The 16,442-nt window shown below is 42.8% G+C and carries 13 protein-coding genes and 1 pseudogene; 4 read left to right on the forward strand and 10 right to left on the reverse strand.

Going from position 1 to position 16,442, the window contains the following annotated elements; translation table 11 throughout:
- Positions 1-91 precede the first annotated feature (91 nt).
- The 6 genes from MKHDV_RS00685 to MKHDV_RS00710 form a co-directional block, all read right to left on the reverse strand.
- Positions 92-1,780, reverse strand: a complete 1,689-nt coding sequence (locus MKHDV_RS00685; RefSeq protein ID WP_160711227.1) for a nickel-dependent hydrogenase large subunit — start codon at positions 1,778-1,780, stop codon at positions 92-94.
- 37 nt (positions 1,781-1,817) lie between these two features.
- Positions 1,818-2,771 carry a hydrogenase small subunit gene (locus MKHDV_RS00690; protein WP_160711229.1) on the reverse strand — a complete coding sequence of 318 codons (954 nt, stop codon included), beginning with the start codon at positions 2,769-2,771 and terminating at the stop codon, positions 1,818-1,820.
- A gap of 273 nt (positions 2,772-3,044) precedes the next feature.
- Complete coding sequence (hysD, locus tag MKHDV_RS00695; protein ID WP_160711231.1) at positions 3,045-3,518, reverse strand: NiFeSe hydrogenase maturation protease; 474 nt, start codon at positions 3,516-3,518, stop codon at positions 3,045-3,047.
- Positions 3,519-3,764: 246 nt separating this feature from the next.
- The gene (hysA, locus tag MKHDV_RS00700; protein ID WP_162859816.1) at positions 3,765-5,243 is read right to left on the reverse strand and encodes a NiFeSe hydrogenase large subunit HysA; all 1,479 of its coding nucleotides are present in this window, start codon (positions 5,241-5,243) and stop codon (positions 3,765-3,767) included.
- A 40-nt stretch (positions 5,244-5,283) separates the two neighbouring features.
- The gene (gene hysB / locus MKHDV_RS00705; RefSeq protein WP_160711235.1) at positions 5,284-6,240 is read right to left on the reverse strand and encodes a NiFeSe hydrogenase small subunit; all 957 of its coding nucleotides are present in this window, start codon (positions 6,238-6,240) and stop codon (positions 5,284-5,286) included.
- A gap of 672 nt (positions 6,241-6,912) precedes the next feature.
- A complete protein-coding gene (locus tag MKHDV_RS00710; protein ID WP_160711237.1) occupies positions 6,913-7,083 on the reverse strand; it encodes a hypothetical protein in 171 nt (56 codons plus the stop codon).
- A gap of 291 nt (positions 7,084-7,374) precedes the next feature.
- Between MKHDV_RS00710 and gluQRS the strand changes: the two genes are divergently transcribed.
- Positions 7,375-8,421: a tRNA glutamyl-Q(34) synthetase GluQRS gene (gluQRS, locus tag MKHDV_RS00715; protein ID WP_160711239.1), complete on the forward strand. Its 1,047-nt coding sequence runs from the start codon at positions 7,375-7,377 to the stop codon at positions 8,419-8,421.
- 114 nt (positions 8,422-8,535) lie between these two features.
- Positions 8,536-8,913: a pancreas/duodenum homeobox protein 1 gene (locus MKHDV_RS00720; protein ID WP_160711241.1), complete on the forward strand. Its 378-nt coding sequence runs from the start codon at positions 8,536-8,538 to the stop codon at positions 8,911-8,913.
- Between the two features lie 118 nt (positions 8,914-9,031).
- Here the strand turns inward: MKHDV_RS00720 and MKHDV_RS00725 are convergent, their stop codons facing one another.
- From MKHDV_RS00725 to MKHDV_RS18805, 4 genes and pseudogenes are all read right to left on the reverse strand, one after another.
- On the reverse strand, positions 9,032-9,610 hold the full coding sequence (locus MKHDV_RS00725) for a TetR/AcrR family transcriptional regulator (protein WP_160711243.1): 579 nt from the start codon (positions 9,608-9,610) through the stop codon (positions 9,032-9,034).
- Between the two features lie 371 nt (positions 9,611-9,981).
- A complete protein-coding gene (locus MKHDV_RS18795; protein ID WP_254060375.1) occupies positions 9,982-10,179 on the reverse strand; it encodes a hypothetical protein in 198 nt (65 codons plus the stop codon).
- A gap of 36 nt (positions 10,180-10,215) precedes the next feature.
- Positions 10,216-10,266, reverse strand: a pseudogene (locus MKHDV_RS18800) (hypothetical protein); the annotation flags it as partial.
- Between the two features lie 25 nt (positions 10,267-10,291).
- Entirely contained in the window at positions 10,292-10,765 is a 474-nt protein-coding gene (locus tag MKHDV_RS18805; RefSeq protein WP_254060376.1) for a 1-acyl-sn-glycerol-3-phosphate acyltransferase, read from the reverse strand.
- Positions 10,766-11,076: 311 nt separating this feature from the next.
- Between MKHDV_RS18805 and ettA the strand changes: the two genes are divergently transcribed.
- Positions 11,077-12,762 (forward strand): energy-dependent translational throttle protein EttA, encoded by a 1,686-nt coding sequence (gene ettA, locus MKHDV_RS00735; protein ID WP_160711245.1) that lies wholly within the window; start codon positions 11,077-11,079, stop codon positions 12,760-12,762.
- A gap of 207 nt (positions 12,763-12,969) precedes the next feature.
- Positions 12,970-16,401, forward strand: coding sequence for a metallophosphoesterase (locus tag MKHDV_RS00740; RefSeq protein WP_160711247.1), 3,432 nt, complete (start codon positions 12,970-12,972; stop codon positions 16,399-16,401).
- The last annotated feature ends 41 nt before the right edge of the window (positions 16,402-16,442 follow it).

Genomic DNA, 16,442 nt, shown 5'->3' on the forward strand with positions numbered 1-16,442 from the left:
GCCATAAAAAAAAGTCTTTGGAGAGTCCAGAGAACCTTTCTACAGAAAGGTTCTCTGGCTGTCGGAGACTCGCCGAAGGCAATAGCCTTACTTATCTAATCTTGAACTTATGAACTTGGTTTGTATCGCCATCGATAACGTGCACGCCACAGGCAATACATGGATCGAAGGAGTGTACAGTTCTGAGTATTTCAACAGGACGTGAAGCATCTGCCACAGGAGTGCCAACGAGTGCTTCTTCTACTGGTGACAGCAGATCGTTTGCACAGCGAGGGCCGAGGTTCCATGTGGAAGGTACAACAAGTTGGAAGTTGTCGATTTTTTTATCGCCAACTTTGAGCCAGTGTGAAAGGCCGCCACGAGGAGCGTTAACAAAACCAACGCCTTCAGCTTTATCAACCATTTCGATATCTTCGATGATCTGGTTTTTGCCTGCTGCGAGGTTACCTTCAAGCTGATCCAACATATCTACGCAATGCTCGGCAACAACTGCTGTTTCAATACCGCGAGCTGCGATACGGCCGAGTGTTGAGTAGAGGTTCTCAACTTTAATACCAAGTGTATTAATAACGTGGTCCACAAGTGGCTTCACTTTTGGATGACCTTTAGCGTAGGCAACGAGTACCTGTGCGAGAGGGCCTGTTTCCATTGCTTTATCTTCGTAGCGAGGAGCTTTCATCCAGGAGTAACGATCTTCACCGAACATATCGGTGTATTTAGGATCGGTTTCACCTTGGTAAGGATGTAATGCTTTATCGCCTTTGTACCAACTGTAACGTACGTGCTCAGCAATTTTACCCGGGTCGAAGTCTTTAACTTCACCGAACTTACGACCCATAACAATGCCGGCAGGGAAGTAGCGTGTATCCAGTTCCTGACCTTTTGTCGGGAATTCGCCGAAGGTGAGGAAGTTTTGGCAACCACCGTATTGTGTCCAGTCTTTATACTGTCCTGCAATAGCGATGAGGTCGGGGATGTATACTTGATCAATAAAGTTTTTTGTCTGCATGAGCAGATCGCGGAACTGTTTGATTTTTTCTTTTTCCAAAGATTTGTAACAAGTAACGCCGCCAACCTGCATGAACTGTGGATGCGGGTTCTTACCACCGAAGATAGCCATAGCACGGGCAGGAAGAAGCTGTATTTTAAGCGCTTCTAAGTAATGTGCTGTGCCGATAAGGTTGAGCTCTGGGCTCAAGTAGTACCCTTCGTGACCATTTAAGAAGTATGCGTTTGTGAATGGGCCAAGCTGGCCGCTATCTATAAACTTCTTAAGTGTGGCTTGAACAGCCTTGAGGTCTTCAGCTTTAGTTTTGCGTGGTGAGATCGAGTTAGCGAGGGCAGCAGCTTTTTTAGGATCTGCTTGAAGTGCACCAGCTACGTCAATCCAATCCAATCCGCAGAGGTGATAGAAATGCACAAGATGATCGTGCATGTACTGGCAACCCATAACTAGGTTACGGATAAGGGTAGCGTTTTCCGGAATAGTTACTTTGCAGGCATCTTCAGCTGCGCGGGTGGAAGCAAGGCCATGTACGTAGGTACAGACGCCGCATGAGCGCTGGGTAAAGTGCTGTGCATCTTCCGGTTTACGACCTTTAAGGATTATTTCAAGCCCACGGAATAGAGTAGAAGAACTCCATGCGTTGGCAATTTTACCATCTTTTAGTTCTACCTCGATACGAAGGTGACCTTCGATACGCGAGACAGGGTCAACAACAACTCTGCCGCTCTTGTTGCCCTGTGGGGTAATAGGGAATCCAGAGGAATTGCTTTTCATGTATCTTGCTCCTTGGGAAGACTATCGGTTCAAGCTGCTAGTTTTCATAGAACGGGGTCATTTCGTCCCAGAAGTCAGGTTCAGAGCAGCCAATGCAAGGGTGTCCAGCCTCAACTGGCCAGTTGACCTGATTGAATTTGATAGTAGGACAGTTGTTATAAGTGTCTGGTCCCTTACATCCTAATTCGTACAGGCACCAACCCTTGCGAGCTTCCTCGGAATTGAAGGAAGGAGCAAACTCTCCAGCATCAAAATGCGGTAAACGTGGGCACTGATCGTGAACGGTTGCCCCGAAGAATGGGACAGGTCTTTGCAGATCATCCAGTTCTGGTGCTTTGTGTTCTGTGAGATAGTATAAAATGGTGTGTACAAAGTTGTACGGGTTAGGAGGACAACCCGGAACATTGATTCCCACGATCTTTTGATCTTTAAGAACTTCGTTAACGCCTTTTGCGCCTGTTGGGTTAGGAGCAGCAGCCTGAATACCACCGTAGCAAGCACATGTGCCGTGGTTGATAAGAGCTTTAGCTTTAGGAGCAATTTTCGTTACAATGTCCAGCATGGTATGTCCGGCTACTTTACCGTACACGCCGCCGTCTTTAGTTGGGATACCGCCTTCAACGGCGAGGATGAATCCATTAGGATTGGCTACAGCTTGGTCGAGTGCTTTTTCAGCAGCTTCGCCCGCAGCGGCCATAATCGTTTCATCATAATCCAGTGAAATTGTGTCAAAGAGAATTTCTTGAATGTACGGTTCATGCGCACGAAGCAGGGCTTCGGTGCAGCCTGTGCATTCTGCGCAATGCAAATACACAACGGAAGGACGGAGTTTAGAGGTGAGAGCTTCGGCAATTTGGACACCGAACGCTGGGGCCATTCCAAGGGATACCGCAGCAGCAGTACAGTACTTGATGAACTGACGGCGGGAGACCCCTTTTTTTTCTAGTCGTTCGACGACATCTTCTTTGCCGAGACCTACAGAAATTTTCATACAACCTCCTTATAGGAAGGAAACGGTTTGCACCGTGGTGCTACACCAGACGTATAAACAGTGTTGACTTCATCCGTAACATATCAAAACAATAAAGAAGCCAACTGATATAATAAGCATCACCATAGCATAATTGATTTTTTTTTCATAATAGAAAAAAAGAATATCATTAGGTGATTAGTATAAGATTTTTCGAAAGGTGCAGAGAATTGTGTAGGGCACAAAAAAAGCCCCTGTACAGGGGCTTTTTCTTACTGGCAGTAAAATTAGGTACTAGTTCATTTCAACAATAATCTCGTTAATGCGTTTTCGGGCATGAGCTACGAAGTTGTCAAATTTAGGCTTGCAAGCATCGGAGAGACCAATGTTCCAAGTTGTGATGTCGTAGGGCTGCATGCCGATAATTTCCATTTTAGGACGAGAGCCGCAGCGCATTTCGCACATGCGCAATGAATCAAGCATATCAATATCGTGGATTGAAACACGTTGTTTTTCGTTAGAACGAATATCGTCTTCAGTTAGTTCGTAAATGGTACCGGGATCATGCTCTGCATGGATAACATCAAGAACAAGCAGTCTGTCGTAGCCTTCAAAAAAAGCGTAAATATCTTGAGTAAAGGTTCCCGCTTCCATAACAGTAACGTTTTCCGGCCATTCTTCTTGCCAAAGAATTTCAGCAGCATGAACGCCAACGCCGTCGTCTGTTAAAAGTGTGTTGCCAATACCTAAAACTAAAAGTTTTTTCATGATCAGTCCTTTAAGCAGCAATGTGAAAACTGTAAGAATGAATTACTCTATCAATAAAATAAACAGTGATACATGAGCAAGGCTTTTGTCTTAGCTGTCCGCTGGCTGAGACAACAAAGGGGGAGAAAAAAAGAGGAACCAGAAGGTTCCTCTTTTATTAGGCAATTTCAGGAGCGAGTCTTATTCGAACTCAACTACGGAAACTTTACCGGTCTCTGCGTTCATCACGTGAACGGCACAGCCCAGTCATGGATCAAAGGCACGAATGAGACGCGCCACGTTTACTGGATTGTCAATGTCCGGCACAGGAATGCCGATGAGAGCTTCTTCAACAGGACCACGTACACCCTTGTCATCGCGAGGGTTACAGTTCCAGAGAGTTGCAGAAACAATCTGGTAGTTGTCGATTTTGCTGTCTTTAACATTGAGGTAATGGAGCAGAGCGCCGCGAGGTGCTTCTGTAAAGCCAGTACCTTCTCCAGTTTCAGGGATTTCGAAGGCTGTGAAGGTTTCTTCGTCAGGCTTAACTTCTTTGAGCCAAGAGTCAATGAAATCAAGCATGTACCAAGTTTCTTCAGCACGCGCTACGTGACGACCCATAAGGGAGAATGCTGCATCTTCACCGAGGTCACGGAAGCGTTTTGCGTCCATGCCGAATTTTTCTTTCAGCATTTTCTGACCAACAGGTGAAAGTGGAGGGTTCTCAACCCACATACGTGCGAGAGGACCAACTTCACAAGCAACACCGTCGTAACGAGGAGCTTTAATAAAACTGTATGCGCCATCTTTATGAGGAGCAGGAACAGTTTCGCCTTCAGAGTAGTGCAGACCAGTAGTGGAGTCTTCAAACCATGAGTATTTTACATCTTCATGAATTTTGGAAGCATCAAACTTATGATCTTTACCATCATAGTATACGCCGGATTTCATCATGAACTTGGAGTAAGCATTATCAAGCGGGAATACACCGTATGCGATACATGCTTTATGTCCCTGTCCAACTTTGAACATATCAGGGTATACAGAACCAACAGTGTAAACCGTTGGAAGGTATTTGTTGTTAACAAAGTCACGAACTTTCTTGAAACGTACAGCGTACTCAAGAATGCGATCTTTGGTAGGCATTTCAGTTGCGCCACCAGCTACGAGACCTTGAACGTGAGGCATTTTACCGCCCCAGATAGCAACCATTTCGTGACAGACTGCACGTACGTCGAGTGCTTCGATGTACTGATCAACAGCAGCTGCGTTAACAGCTTTGAGATCTTTGTTGCGGTCTTCGAGCAGGTCGGATTTCTGGTAACGAGGTACAAACGGTGCGCTATCAGGACCTTGAACAAAGTCCTGTGCTGCTAAGTGGTAGAAATGCAGAATATGAGACTGCAGGTAGTTAGCACCGAGTACGAGGTTACGGGTAACGCGAGCATTGTTGGTGACTTTTACGCCAAATGCTGCGTCCTGAGCCATAATAGAAGCAGTTGCGTGTGCTGTAGGACATACACCACAGATGCGCTGAACGATCTGAGAAGAATCGCGAGGGTCGCGACCACGAAGGATCTGTTCGAATCCGCGGTACATACCGCCGGAAAGCTTTGCGTCCACAACTTTGCCGTTTTCAACGGTAACATCAGCTTTCAAATGGCCTTCGATTCGGGTTACCGGATCGATTGCGATGTGAGCTGTTTTACCGCTGGCTGCTGCTCCATTTCTTTTGCAACCAGACATGTTAATTCCTCCTTAGGAATGTATAAGGGCGCACAAGCCGTTAAGCAGGCTCGTAGAACGGAGACTTTCCGTCAGGGAAGTCTGGTTCAACGCAACCGATACATACAGCGTTCTGTACACACCAGTTGATACCGTTGTTCCACTTACGTTTGTAACAGTCAGAGTTGGTATCTGGACCTTTACAGCCGAGTTCCATGCGACAACCTTTTACGTCAGTAAACTTAGTTGCCATAATGTCTTCATCAAAATCATCAAGGTATGGACAGTTATCGTGAATGTTTTCGCCGAAGAATGGAACTGGACGTCCGTCATCATCGAGGATTTTAACTACTTCACCAAGACCATCAGCAAGACCATGCTTTTTGATAGCGTCAAGAGCAACCGTTACTGTTCCAACGATCCAGTCAGGATGCGGAGGACAACCAGGAATGTTCACAACAGGAGTTGCAATTTCTTCAGTTTCGAAGAATTCGCGCACGCCTTTAGCACCGGTCTGGCTACCCGCTGCTGCAGGAATGCCGCCGTATGCAGAACAAGTACCTACTGCAAGCACAGCTGCTGCCTTAGGGCCGAGTTCTTTCATTGCATCGACCATGGTAATTTCTCTGTGATTGGCTTCGCCGATAACACAGTACTTACCATCTGCTTCGGTAGGAATACTTCCTTCGACAACAAGGAAGAATTTACCGTCATACTTGTCTGCAATCTTGTACATGTGTTCGATTGCAGGCTCGCCTTCCCATGCCATCACTGTCGGATGGTATTCGAGGCTGATAACTTTGAGCAGAACATCTTTAATGTGTGGGTTAACAGAGTTCAGCAGAGATACGGAACAGCCCGTACAACCTGCGCCCTGTAACCATAAAACTGGAGGGCGTTCGCCGTTTAGTGAACCGGAAATCGCTTCACATACAGCTGGGTTGAACATTTGGGAAACCCCAAGTCCAGCCACAGTCCCTGTGCACAGTTTAACAAAATCACGCCTATTGAGACTCATCCCTGCCTCCTTGCATTTGGGCGTTTGTAAACCATAAGTATCAAACGAATCTATAACGTTGAAGAACAACAAAAGTCGTACATCCTGCTTGCAAAATGTGTCAATAAAATGCCGATAATTTATCCTATAATTCATAGAAAAAGTTGATAGTACGCAGTATGTGTAATGACTGTTTATTCAATCGTGATTGTTCGTGTTATAAAATACAAATAAGTGGCACGACTGGTTGAGTAACTAGTTTGGTGGGTAGCAAGATTTAAAACTAGGTATAGAAAAATCTGCTAGAAAAGATTGGAAAAACGGATGGGGTTTTGGTTAAAGATGAGATTGGATGTAAAAGAGATTGGATGTAAAAAAAAGCACCAAGACGGATGTCTTGGTGCTTCATATTTGAGTTACGTTGAAAATTGATTAGTTTCCTAAATCAGATGCTGGCGAATTTCTTTGCTTCTCTTCGCCTGTAAGAGGCATGGTGGAGCTTCCAGGTGGACACCTCCCTAAAACTTCGAATTCTATCAGTTAGGTTTCAAGGTGAACTAATAAACTTCAGCTTTAATGCTTATCTTGAGTTAACTATACCCCGAACTAATTTCTAGAGCAACAGTTTTTAATTTTAAATTAAAAACTTTATTTTCAGGGTGGTAATGAAGTGTTTTAGGAAGGAGGTTGCTGTTATTTTTTTGAACCGGTGCCGCAAAGTAAAACTTCAAATTGCTTTAGTTCTGCCGGGGTGATTTCTCTGTTTTCCATGACAAAGTAATCAGACTGTGTTGCACCTGAATAAATGCGATCTGACTCAGGGGTAGTTGTCGTGTTTTTTTGTTTACGATGTTTTTCTGGCATAGCTACTCCTTTTTTGTGGTGACTATACCATAGCTTTCTTCTCGGAAGAACATTCTGAAGGGGATGTATATGTTGTATATTGCCATATATGTTTAATTATCAATAAAAACAGTCAGGTAGTAGTGTGCTCTTTGTAAAGAAATCATGTGCACTCGGAGTGCTTCTAACCCCGAGGAAGGATTAAGAATGTCTACTCCAGAAGTCTTGTATTTCAATTAAAAAGAGATGATGAAGAAATTTACGTTGGCAATGATGGTTGACTTATCATGCACAGCATGATTTCAACTGTGCATGAGTTCTACAAGTAATCTTGCGAAAATCGCTGAAGAAATATGCCCAGCTGGCTTGGCGGCGCACAGTGCTGTTAAGGGGCGCTTTGCTCCATCACCAACAGGATACATGCATCTTGGTAATGCTTGGTCTTTTCTTGTGTGCTGGCTTGCTGCCCGAAAAGAGAACGGCAAACTTATCCTTCGTATAGAAGATATTGATCCAGATCGATCAAAGCCTGAATTTGTGAATGGCTTAATTGAGGATCTGCATTGGCTTGGCTTGGATTGGGATGAAGGGGCAGATATTGGCGGAGAGAACGCACCATATACGCAAAGCGAATCGACATCATTATATGAGCACGTGATTGATGCGCTTCAGAAGGATGGTCTTGTCTACCCATGTTTCTGTACACGCAAAGAATTGCGGTCGTTAGCGTCTGCTCCGCATAAAGGTGACTATGGGAGTGCCTATCCTGAGCTTTGCCTGCATCTTTCGGATGATGATCGAAGAGAGCGGGAGGCCACAGGTCGTAAAAGCTCCATGCGATTGCATTGCGAAAAAGATGAGATACACTTCACAGATGTTTTGCATGGCAATTGCTGCATGAGTTGGCGCGAATGCGGCGGAGACTTTCCCCTTAGGCGATCCGACGGTGTTTTTGCTTACCAGCTTGCCGTTGTCGTTGATGACATCAGGCAGGGGGTTACGCAGGTGGTGCGCGGGGAAGATATTTTGCACTGCACACCGCGTCAGGTTTACCTGTATGAACTATTCGGGTGCACGCCTCCAGAGTATATTCATTTGCCACTTGTGGTAGATCATGGTGGGGAGCGTTTAGCAAAACGACACGGACATTTTGAATTACGAAAGATGCGAGAGGCCGGAATTTCTGCAGAAGCAGTGATTGGTTATATCGCGTACCTTGGTGGAATTATCCCGACATGTAGATGTGTTTCAGCTCGTGAGCTGCTGCAAGACTTTTCTATAGGTTTGATCAATAGCAAAGAGCTGAAGCTTGGAGAAGAAGTAATAGCGCGGCTTAAAGAGCTTTCTGGTGCTTGCTGAGTTGGTCTAAAATCTATACGGTGCGTAAACGAGCAATTTTGAGCATTGTTATGCAATAAATTTGCTGTTGAAAAACAAGTTGGCACAATTCACAGAAAAGGTTGGGAGTTAGTTATGCAGTTGGATACCGTATTTTCTAAAGAAAAGCTGGAAGAATTGTTTCCGGCATCTAAAACTGATGAATTCTTCGATGCGTTATACGGAGAAGCAGAAAGTGGTGCTTACGATATTGAGCTTGCCTTTGTGAAAGCAACAGACTCAATGCTTGAATTCGCTTTTAATTTAAATCAGCGCAAAGGTGCGTGTCTTGCCTGTAATTTGACCTATGGTCTTCCTCAGGTATTTATGCGCCACCCTATTATTAATGTTAAGGGGTTAGTGGACAAGATCGCATCTATTGCTGGAAAAAATGAAGTGACTTTTGAGATTGGCAGAACTCAAGAAGAATCTAACGCGCGTCACATTATTCCGTTAGTGATAACCGCTGCATAGTAGATGTAGAAAAAATTTTCTTAGATACAACAACAGCACAACGTTGGATCTAAGCTAAAGCGCATAAAAAAAGGAAGAGAAAAATCTCTTCCTTTTTTTTATGGATTAGCAAAAATTGCTAGTCGCCCTGAATACTGCGTGAAATAAATTTGAGAACTTCATCGTAGAGGTTGGCTGGCGCATATGGTGTCAAAAGTCTGGTTCGAATTGCACCAACCAAGTTACAGGTGAGGACTGAAGTGGTTTCGTGAGCAGGTAAGTCTCTGATGGAGCCATCTTCAATGCCTCTTCGTACATGATACTCCAGTTCGCGTGGTACTTGATTAAATTTCTCGTACATAATGTCGCGATCTGTCTGAGTTTTCATGTCTGAGTAAGGAGAGCAGCGTACGAGAACAAGGAAGTGCGATTCCGGCATTACGGAGTAATCGAGATAGGTACGACAAAAATTCATAACAGAATCGTAACCGGTATCACCTTGCGCACATGCTTCTCTCAGCTTGATAATGAAGTCATCCAGAACATCCAGTCCAGCTGCAAGAAACAATTTTTCTTTGTTTCCATAGTGGTGTGTAAGTAGTCCAAGAGCCACTCCGGCACGTTCAGAAATCTTTTTAAACGTAGTCTCGGCGTAACCATACTCACCAAAGAGCTCTTTTGCAGCCAGTAGCAGAGCCTCTTTTTTTGTCATTGTCATAGCTTGACCCAGTAGTTTTAGGGTTAATCCAGTAGGGGGTCGCGGCAACTCGAAACCCTACCTTATAAACTGTTTGAGCACGCAATAACGCTTATCGTACAATTTTTTTTGCGTCAATGCATGAGAAAAAAATTCTGTATTACCATACAAAAATACACGTGCCAGTTGGTTATTAATAAAATGTAAAAAATGTAATATTCTTCGCTAGTTCCCAGAAACATAAGAATCTTTATCTATTTGGGAAAAGTGAATTGTGGTTATGCAAAAAAATAATGCCTGCTCCAAGTGCATATAAAAAAGTATGCGTAACTGAAGCAGGCTTTAATTCTCGTTTTTAGGAAATCAGAAAAATTGTTTTAGCACTCAATGTCTTATTTCTTCCATTTTTCCAAAGAACTTTCAATAAAGTTACACACGGATGCGTGTGCTTCTTTGCCGTTACCTTCAGCCATAACTGGCGTGCCGAATGCAAAGTGAACTTTTTTTGAAATATCAATTGGTCCAAATTCTTTACCCAGCTTGCTGTGTCCCCAGCTATCAGTCTTTAACGCCAATGGTACAATTGGCACTCCAGCTTTTTTAGCGAGTTTTACACCAATTGAATTGAATTTAGCGTGGTCGAACTCTGTGCTTCGCGTGGATTGAGGGAAGACAATAACCGATTTTCCTTGTGCAAGCTTTTCACACCCTTCGGTAAGTACTTTTTTTTAAATCTTCACGAGGATTCGTTCTATCAACCGCAATAGGGTTTCTAGAAGCCATAAGGTCTCCGAAGAACGGGTATTTCAGGAGGGAACTTTTTACAACAAAAGTGACAGGCTTATGCGGCTGAATAATCGCCGGAAGTGCGAAAGTTTCGAGTGTGCTCATGTGGTTGCCAATGAAGACACAAGGAGTGTTAAGTTCAGTAAAGGCTGAGAGGTTCTCAAAAGAAAGAGATACTCCGACTTTTTCTAGTGCTTTGATAATATATAGACTGGCTTTAACCCACGCCTGATCAGACGATTTCCCTAATTTTGCTTCTCTATTGGCGCAGAACGCTATTTTGGCCATTGAAGGGTAAAAGAAAAGAGAAGGCAGGCGGCTGGAAAGAAAGCCTTTTGTATCGCTCGGGGTAGTGTATGTGTTGCTGTACATTACAGGGTAGTTTTTCATGTAGTCTCCGGACAGTGGAAATATATTGGTCAATTCGTGTTTTAGTTAGCATAGAACCAATTAGTATTACAATGTGTTAGATTGTGTATAAAAACTAATTTTGAGTATGCTAAAGAAGGTTACGTTATTGGAAAGATGTGATTTCCTTTTCTGGACAATTCGCTGCAAATGCGCAAGAAGAGAAAAAAATATGTATCCATATTATATGAACCTTATTCTGCTTGTTTCAGAACGAGGAGAGAGTATGGAGCATAATGGCAATGAAAACGAGTAGCGAGCCTACAGTTTACTAATAGATTCAAGGTGGTAATATGAGTCAGAACGAGCCGGATAAGATTATTTATTCAATGGTTCGCGTGACAAAGCGTCACGGCCAGAAAGAGGTTCTTAAGAACATTTCTCTTTCATATTTTTATGGTGCAAAAATTGGTGTGCTGGGTCTTAACGGCTCCGGTAAATCTTCTCTTCTTAAAGTTCTTGCTGGTGTAGACACTACATTTGAAGGTGAAACTCACGTTTCTCCTGGTTATACTGTAGGCTACCTTGAGCAGGAACCTCTTGTAGACGAAACACGTACTGTACGTGAAGTAGTAGAAGAAGGTGTTGGCGACGTTATGACTATTATTAACGAGTTCAACGACATCAACGCTAAGTTTGCAGAACCGATGGAACCTGACGAAATGGATGCTCTCATTGAGAGACAGGCTCAGGTTCAGGAGCAGATGGACGCGAAGGGCGCTTGGGATATCGATTCCCGCCTGCAGATGGCAATGGACGCTTTGCGTTGCCCACCTGCTGATACTCCAGTGAATGTAATCTCCGGTGGTGAAAAACGTCGTGTAGCATTGTGTCGTCTCTTGTTACAGAGCCCAGACATTCTGCTTCTTGACGAACCGACTAACCACCTTGATGCAGAATCTGTTGCATGGCTTGAACGCTTCCTGCAGAATTTCCCGGGCACTGTTATCGCGGTAACTCATGACCGTTACTTCCTCGATAATGTTGCAGGTTGGATTCTGGAACTTGACCGTGGTCGCGGTATCCCTTGGAAGGGTAATTACTCAAGCTGGCTCGATCAGAAGCAGAACCGCCTTGGTCAGGAAGAGAAGAAAGAATCTGAGCGTCGTAAAACCCTGCAGCGAGAACTTGAATGGATTCGCATGTCTCCAAAGGGACGTCATTCCAAATCAAAAGCTCGTATCAGTGCTTATGAATCTCTTGTTTCTCATGAGTCTGAAGCTCATGGTAAAGATCTTGAGATCTACATTCCACCGGGACCACGTCTTGGCAAACAGGTTATCGAGATGAAAGACGTTACGAAGTCTCTCGGTGACAAGTTGCTTGTAGATGGAATGAATTGCATTATTCCAGCTGGTGCTATTGTTGGTATTATTGGTCCTAACGGTGCTGGTAAATCAACCACCTTCAAAATGCTTCTTGGTGAAGAAAAACCAGATGCAGGTGAAGTTGTAATCGGCGAAACTGTTCAGTTTGCTCATGTAGATCAGGGTCGTGGCTCTCTTGAAGCTGGTAAAACAGTATATGAAGTCATTTCTGGTGGCTACGAAACTGTAAAGCTTGGAACACAGGAAGTTAATGCGAGAGCATACTGCTCCCGTTTTGGCATCACTGGTTCTGACCAGCAGAAGAATGTTGATGTTCTTTCTGGTGGTGAACGAAACCGTGTACACCTTGCACAGATTCTTAAATCTGGTGCAAACGTAATCCTGCTTGATGAACCTACTAACGATCTTGACGTAAACACCATGCGTGCGCTTGAAGAAGCTCTTGAGAACTTCGCTGGCTCCGTATTGGTTATTTCGCATGATCGTTGGTTCCTCGATCGTCTTGCAACCCACATCCTTGCTTTTGAAGGCGACTCTCAGGTTGTCTTCTTTGACGGTAACTATTCTGAATACGAAGCTGACCGTAAGAAACGTCTCGGTAAAGAGGCTGATCAGCCTCATCGTATTAAGTATCGTAAACTTACCCGTTAGTAGTTAACTGCCTTTGTACATTACGTACAAATAGTTACTTAGAGAAAATGAAGCGGACTCGAAAGAGTCCGCTTTTTTTTTATGCTGTTGTTATGCAACGACTTGTTTATTTTTGAGTATATCTATATAGCTTTTTCTTTACCACAGAGGTTTTACTGTACTGTCTTTTTTTAAAATCGCATAAAACCATTGAAATAAGAGCATGTAATGAAAACGTTAACTAAATATTCTGTCGAGAGTAGTGCCCAATTGATGGAGATGGATCTACTGAATATAGAAGCGGCAGTAGAAGATATTTCTGATGCTGAACTGGCTTGCCTTCTCCGTACTGGCGAGAGAGGAGCAAGCTTAAAACGTTCATTGCGGCATGGCGAAGTTGTCTTGTTGTCTGAATCACCAGTAGTGCCTTTGATTTTGAAAGAAGGTAATTGTTATGTTCGGAATACAAAAGCAACAGACCATTGCATAGATAATATTTGGATAGAGCTTACTAAGCGTTTTTTGTTTTTGGCAGAACGGGAAATAAAAAATATAATTTCACGCATATCATCATTTGAATTTGATGAAGATATAGATCTAGAAGAATATAAGTCCGAACAGACTGTTAAAGATGTTGTTGATTACTGCCGTAAGATTACAATTGAAGACCATACAAGTAGTTATTTGCTTAAGTATGGTGACCGCTACAACGGGCTACCTTTTCAATTGTTATTAGAAAATGACGATATGATTGAAAAGGGTAAAGTTGCGAATAGTCTTTTCAGGACGCACAGTTATCCGAGAAGTGAAAATAGAAAATTCTTGCTTCTTCCTGATGAAGGGAAGTCGTCACCGTCGTCAACTGAAGCTTTTGGGACAAATAATAGCATTAAGTTTCCGACCACTAAGGCGTCTCTTCATGGGAAAGCGGTTACCGTGTATCCTCCAAAAGATGGAGATGTTGATATCAGATTAGCAAGGTTGCCATTTGATGGAGCGATAGTCATTCCTTCACTTGCTTGCCCAGTCCTTGTGAACCCGAGTCAGAAGGCTCCGGCTAGGCTGCTTTTGGCTTTGGATAACAAGTTTGAAACGATTATAAATCAAGATCCAGGGAAAGAAAAAGTGGGGGCAGTAGTTCTGGGTGGTAAACATTCTGTAATGGCTGTTCTTCAGCACATAACCGTGCAGGAAATGGCCGAGAAAACAAAACTAGAAGTCTCAGAACCACTCTTTAAGAAGTATGTTGATGGAATTGAGCATGTACAAGTGCGGCTCTTGGACAAACTTTCTGGGAAAAGACAGTTTGTTTCAAACGGTGACGGTGAAGCTTGGTGCGTTATTCGAGATACTAGTGCGACTGAGTTTCAAAAAGCTGGTTTAACTTGTTTGGTAGAAGTATGCATTAGTTCCAAAGGATTTAAAGGGACTAAGCTTGCTGAAGAGGGATTGCATGACCTAGGCTGGTTGAGCTGTACTAAAGAAGGTTTTGATCACTATAAGGCACATGATAGACAAGGAAGAAAGGATAATCCGGCAGATGTGGAACAGGTCTTCCATGAACCACAAGATACTCTACAGAAAAAATGGCTTGATAAAATTGATAAGGGGAAAAAAGGCCGTTATCAATTTGACGATTTAGAGAATGTATCCCGAGCAAGTTTACGTGAGCCTAATAATCCAGATGCAGGATTTGCAAGTACAAATGAAACGCCAATAATTCAACGTCATCCTGTTTATGTTCGTACTAAAAAGTATTTGAACCCTGGGCAATTATCCGATGTGCATGTTTCTTCTCGCCAAAATTTATTTTTAAGAAGCAAAGCACAGGTAATTCCAGGTGCAAGTGAAGAAGATTCACCATTTATCGGTGACATGGTGGGGAACAACTTCTTGGCGTTAAAAGACTTAATGGATCAGATGGGGGATAAAGATGGGCTTGGAGCTGAAAAGAAAATTGATTTGCTTGTAATTACAGGTGACCTTATCGACCATTGTGTGAACCTTGATCCAGAAAAGTCTCAAGCCACAAACACAGGTGGCATTTGGCGCGATGTTGATTTAGATTTAGTTAAGAATGATCATGAATTATATCCGAAATACATTGATGATACAGCGGTGTATGGTTTGTTCGAATATTTCATGGTTAAGTACCAAAAACCGATAATATTAGTATCTGGGAACCATGAAGCTTATGGAATTCCATATGGGATATCCCCACGTATTGGCAAAAAAACTCTTAACATAGATGTTAAAAAGGCAAATCCAGGCATTCCAGCTGATCATAACTTAACTATTTATGAAGCATGCTTAATGTATGGGCCTACGTATGGTGATATTGTCGAAAATAATAATTTTGATAAATCGAATTTATCATGGTTTTATCAAGTTTTTTCTCCTGTTAGCGATATGATTATCCCTTTTAATGACCAAATATTTCTTGGCTTAGAATGGGGTGATGATGAAGAATATCTTGAGCCTTTCATTCACCGTGGAGGAAGTCTTCCGCGTTCTCCCGAATCCTGTAATGCTGAGCAACTAAGCTTGATTCAGCAAGCGGCAAAAAATCAACAGGGGATAAATATTCTACTCAGTCATTTTACCTTTGTAAATTACGCCACGGATATTCCAGTAACAGAAGAGAAAGTAATTGATATCGATAATGTTTATTTTAATGAGCTTCAGATCATAGATATGGGGTTGGGATATGACGAAGTTGAACGAGCTCCTTACGGAGATGAAACCCACGCTGATGAAGGATCATTTTACAAACGGCGCAAGATTGTTTTTGAGGATCATATTAAAAAAGGGCACTTTAAGTATTGTCTCGCTGGGCATTCTCATCGTGCTGGATTATACTACATTAAAGGTGAACCTACAGGGGATACATGGACGGTTGCGGGAGTAGTTCCAGGGGATGATCAGCCTTCTGAAATTGAAGATTTGTCACCAAATGCTACGCGTATAGTTGTTTCTGGTAGTAGTGGTCCAGTATCTAAGCAAAATTTTGATAACGAACTGGCGGGACAGGGCATGTCTCCCCCGCAAGGTCTGTGGATTGATGTTGAGAATGATAAAATTGATCTTGTAAAGTGCTCATTGCAAGAGAGTAAGCCACGGTTTGCTGTGGCTGCGGAATATATGAAGCGTATAAAAACGAAAGAACTTTTTAGAGACTTTTATATTGTAATGGGAGAACCACCACTCAACACAATTCGTGAAGGCTATCAAATTGTTGTGTTGCATAAAGAATCTTCTATCGTCTTTGGAAAGGAATTTCCTAAGGCAGCTGTAAAAGAGATAAAACTGCATAAAATCGAAAAAGAAACTTTAGCATACCTTGGGAGTTGTTCAGTAAAAATTGTGGATGGTGTTGTGGCGTCAAGTGGTTCGGCAGCAAATTTCTTAGCTACATCTGTACATGAAATTGATGATGATGAAGTAATATTTTATGCGTCGCTACACTTTACTGAAAATTCCTTGGATAATAAAATTTTTAATGATTATTCTTTTGATGTTCCATTGTGCCTTCCTATGAAAATCATACAACGTTTAGTAGAAAAGTATGCAAGGTGGGATTTTTCTATTGGTGATGAGCATCCAGCAGATACGCTTGTAGATTTATTCAAAAAGGTATTGCCGAATGAATATGCAATATAAGATAATGATAGGGACGATATTAGTTGTAATGTTATTATTTG

This window comes from Halodesulfovibrio sp. MK-HDV (assembly GCF_009914765.1).
Classification (GTDB): domain Bacteria; phylum Desulfobacterota; class Desulfovibrionia; order Desulfovibrionales; family Desulfovibrionaceae; genus Halodesulfovibrio.

Coding starts and splice junctions, on each gene's coding strand:
- MKHDV_RS00685 (WP_160711227.1), bottom strand. CDS start 1,780: ATGAAAAGCAATTCCTCTGGATTCCCTATTACCCCACAGGGCAACAAG.
- MKHDV_RS00690 (WP_160711229.1), bottom strand. CDS start 2,771: ATGAAAATTTCTGTAGGTCTCGGCAAAGAAGATGTCGTCGAACGACTA.
- hysD (WP_160711231.1), bottom strand. CDS start 3,518: ATGAAAAAACTTTTAGTTTTAGGTATTGGCAACACACTTTTAACAGAC.
- hysA (WP_162859816.1), bottom strand. CDS start 5,243: ATGTCTGGTTGCAAAAGAAATGGAGCAGCAGCCAGCGGTAAAACAGCT.
- hysB (WP_160711235.1), bottom strand. CDS start 6,240: ATGAGTCTCAATAGGCGTGATTTTGTTAAACTGTGCACAGGGACTGTG.
- MKHDV_RS00710 (WP_160711237.1), bottom strand. CDS start 7,083: ATGCCAGAAAAACATCGTAAACAAAAAAACACGACAACTACCCCTGAG.
- gluQRS (WP_160711239.1), top strand. CDS start 7,375: ATGAGTTCTACAAGTAATCTTGCGAAAATCGCTGAAGAAATATGCCCA.
- MKHDV_RS00720 (WP_160711241.1), top strand. CDS start 8,536: ATGCAGTTGGATACCGTATTTTCTAAAGAAAAGCTGGAAGAATTGTTT.
- MKHDV_RS00725 (WP_160711243.1), bottom strand. CDS start 9,610: ATGACAATGACAAAAAAAGAGGCTCTGCTACTGGCTGCAAAAGAGCTC.
- MKHDV_RS18805 (WP_254060376.1), bottom strand. CDS start 10,765: ATGAAAAACTACCCTGTAATGTACAGCAACACATACACTACCCCGAGC.
- ettA (WP_160711245.1), top strand. CDS start 11,077: ATGAGTCAGAACGAGCCGGATAAGATTATTTATTCAATGGTTCGCGTG.
- MKHDV_RS00740 (WP_160711247.1), top strand. CDS start 12,970: ATGAAAACGTTAACTAAATATTCTGTCGAGAGTAGTGCCCAATTGATG.